General features: G+C 61.6%; 3 protein-coding genes and 1 pseudogene. 1 reads left to right on the top strand and 3 read right to left on the bottom strand.

Features of this window, described 5'->3' with window-relative positions:
* From EGI20_RS17175 to EGI20_RS17165, 3 genes and pseudogenes are all read right to left on the bottom strand, one after another.
* Positions 1–636: SlyX family protein (locus EGI20_RS17175; RefSeq protein ID WP_498632934.1), on the bottom strand; the 636-nt coding region annotated here is incomplete at its 3' end.
* Positions 637–654: 18 nt separating this feature from the next.
* Positions 655–1254, bottom strand: a pseudogene (locus EGI20_RS17170) (Na+/H+ antiporter NhaC family protein); the annotation flags it as partial.
* A 109-nt stretch (positions 1255–1363) separates the two neighbouring features.
* On the bottom strand, positions 1364–2218 hold the full coding sequence (locus EGI20_RS17165; RefSeq protein ID WP_498632650.1) for a class I SAM-dependent methyltransferase: 855 nt from the start codon (positions 2216–2218) through the stop codon (positions 1364–1366).
* Between the two features lie 10 nt (positions 2219–2228).
* On the opposite strand from EGI20_RS17165, the gene EGI20_RS17160 reads away from it, so the two are divergent.
* The coding region (locus EGI20_RS17160) for a ComEC/Rec2 family competence protein (RefSeq protein ID WP_498632932.1) at positions 2229–2804 on the top strand (576 nt) is incomplete at its 3' end.

The raw sequence follows: 2804 nt of genomic DNA, 5'->3' as shown, positions 1-2804 counted from the left end.
GTCGCGCAGCGAGCGCTCTTCGTTTTCGCCACTGCCGCGTGCGCTTTGACGATACAGGAGGCGCAACTGCTCTTGCAGCAGGTCGAGTTCGTGTTGCTGGCGCGCAAGCGTGCTGCTTAGGGCATCGACCGTATCGTCCAGAAAGGCCAGACGGATTTCCAGTTCGCCACAGCGTTGTTCGGCATCGCGTGCATTTAGCCAGTTTTGCAACTGCTGTACGCGAAACGGGCGCTGGAACAGGGTGTAGAGTTCCAGCCAGTCTTCGGCGCGCATCCATGGCAAGCCATGTTCGATATCCACCTGTGCCGGGTTGAAGTCCCAGCCGGTCTGTTTCTCCTTATCGCGTACGCAAATGCCCGCCATCAAGTCGATGGCACGGCCGTCCTGACTGACAAAGCGGGCAAAGTGCTGCGCAATATGGTGCGGATGCGCCGGCCTTGGCTCTTCGTTAAAGAGTTCGGCCAGACGCAGATGGGCTTGGGCAAAGTGTTCAGGCGTGACCAGCAGATCCAGATCCTGCGGGTTGGCCTCCAGCCCCAGATGGTAGAGCAGGGTGCTGCCGCCGATTCCCCAGTCAAGACCATTCAGTAAGGGGGCGAGTCGTGTCGCCAGTGCCATTGGGGCAGGGGTGTTCATCATGCTTCCTTAAAAATTTCACAGCACCATGGCGGCAATCCAGCCTGCGGTCAGTAGTGGCAGGTTGTAGTGCAAAAAGGTGGGAATGACGGTGTCGCGGATATGGTCATGCTGGCCATCGACATTCAGACCCGAGGTCGGCCCCAGGGTCGAATCGGAGGCTGGCGAGCCGGCATCGCCCAAGGCTCCGGCCGTACCGATAATGGCGACCGTGGCCATGGGCGAGAAGCCCAGCTGTATGCACAGCGGAACATAAATGGCGGCGATGATGGGGACGGTAGAAAACGACGAGCCTATGCCCATGGTGACGAACAGACCGACCAGCAGCATGGCGAATACGGCCAGGCCGCGGTTATGGCCGAACAGTTCGGCCGAGGAGCTGACCAGCGGCGCGATCTGTCCGGTGGCTTTCAGTACTTCGGCAAAGCCTTGGGCGGTGATCATGATGAAGCCTATCATTGCCATCATCTTCATGCCTTCGGTAAACAAATCGTCCGCGTCTTTCCATTTCACCACGCCGGTGGCGATAAAGGTCAGGAAGCCGACCAGCAGGCTGATCACGACATGGGTGCGGGCGAGTGACAGGCCGAGCATCAGCACGACCGCAAGAAGGACAGCATTCATGTTGAGTATCTGCGGGGGAATTCAGGATGGTTTTAAAATAATCGCTTAAACGCAGCCTGTCGAGTTGGCGAGTGCTTGCTTCTCCCTCTGTGGCACTCGCCGCTTAGTCCGTCTTGCTCATGCTTTGCTTGATATAAAGGTCAAAGCGGGTCGATTTGCCCTCCATCACCACCGAAGGATTCATGCCCGCTATCGGTGCGCCCAGACGCGGGCGCTTCACCACGACCCGTTTGCGCGCTGCCCCCCACGCCGCCGCGAGCAAGGCGGCGCTATCCATATCGTCGCCGATGACCTGCTGGAAGGCCTGCATGTCTTTTTTCGCGGCGGCACTTTTCTTGTCGGTGTCAGGGAACATCGGGTCGACAAACACCACATCCGGGGACTGCTCGGGGGCAAGCGTGCTAAGCCAGTCTATCGAGTTGGCGTGCACCAGCGTCATGCGTGCGGCGATATCGGCTGTGTCGGCATGCGAGCGCGCCCGGTCCAGTGCATCAAACAGCAAGGCTGCGGCAACCGGCGAGCGCTCAAGCAAGGTGACCTGACAGCCCAGGCTAGCCAGTACAAAGCTGTCGCGCCCAAGGCCTGCCGTGGCATCGACGACGCTGGGCAGGGTTTTGGCACTCTTGAGGCCGATGGCCTTGGCCACCGGCTGGCCGCGTCCGCCGCCCTGTTCGCGCCGGTGTTTGGCCGCACCTTCGACGAACTCGGCGTAAACCGCGCCATGCTTGCCTATGGTCACCAGCTCCAGCCTGTCATCCCCCAGTTCCAGCCAGTAGTCGCTGGTCGGGCGTGCGCGCAGGCGTTGCAGACCGAACAGGGCGACCAGCCTGTCGGCGTAGTCACGCCGGGCGCCGGCGGCGAGGAAAAAGGGAAAATCGGACATATCGGTCTTTCGGGCAGTATCAGGCGAGGGCGCACGATAAGCGAGGCTAGGCTGCCATGCAAGTTGTGCCTGCATATGATGGAGCATGGAACGGCTGGTTTGCTTCTGTCTGGGCGTGGCGCTGGTGGCCGTGCTGCCCGATTTGCCTGACTGGCGCTTGTGCTTGCTGCCGCTGGTTTTGGCTTGGCCTGCGCGGCGCTATCTGCGGGGTGTGGGCTTGCGCGCCTGTTATGGCGTCTTGATTGTGTGCTGTGCCATGGCGTGGGCTAGCTGGCGCGCCCAGCTGCAATTGACGCATGGCCTGTCGGCGGCCGAGGAGGGCATACCGCTGGTGCTTGAGGGCCGGGTGCGGGGGCTGGCTACCCGTAACGACTTTGCCACCCGTTTTAATTTTGTCCCGGACAATGCGCCGCCCGGTGTTCCTGACGTGGTGCTGGCGCGTGACTATCTGGAACGCGACTGGCCGGCCGGCAGCCGCTGGCGTCTTAGCTTGCGCCTGCGTGCGCCGCGTGCCGAGGCCAATCCCTACGGTTTTGATGGCGAGGCCTGGATGTGGTCGCAAGGCTTGCTGGCCAGTGGCAGCGTCGGCAAATACCGGGTCGCACTGGGGCAGGAGGAGGGCATGGCCGCCGCGCTGGACCGTTTGCGTGCGCGTCTGGTA

The sequence above is a fragment of the Aquitalea sp. S1-19 genome, assembly GCF_024343515.1.
Note: the sequence above shows the minus strand (reverse complement) of the source record. Positions and strands in the feature narration are given on the sequence as shown.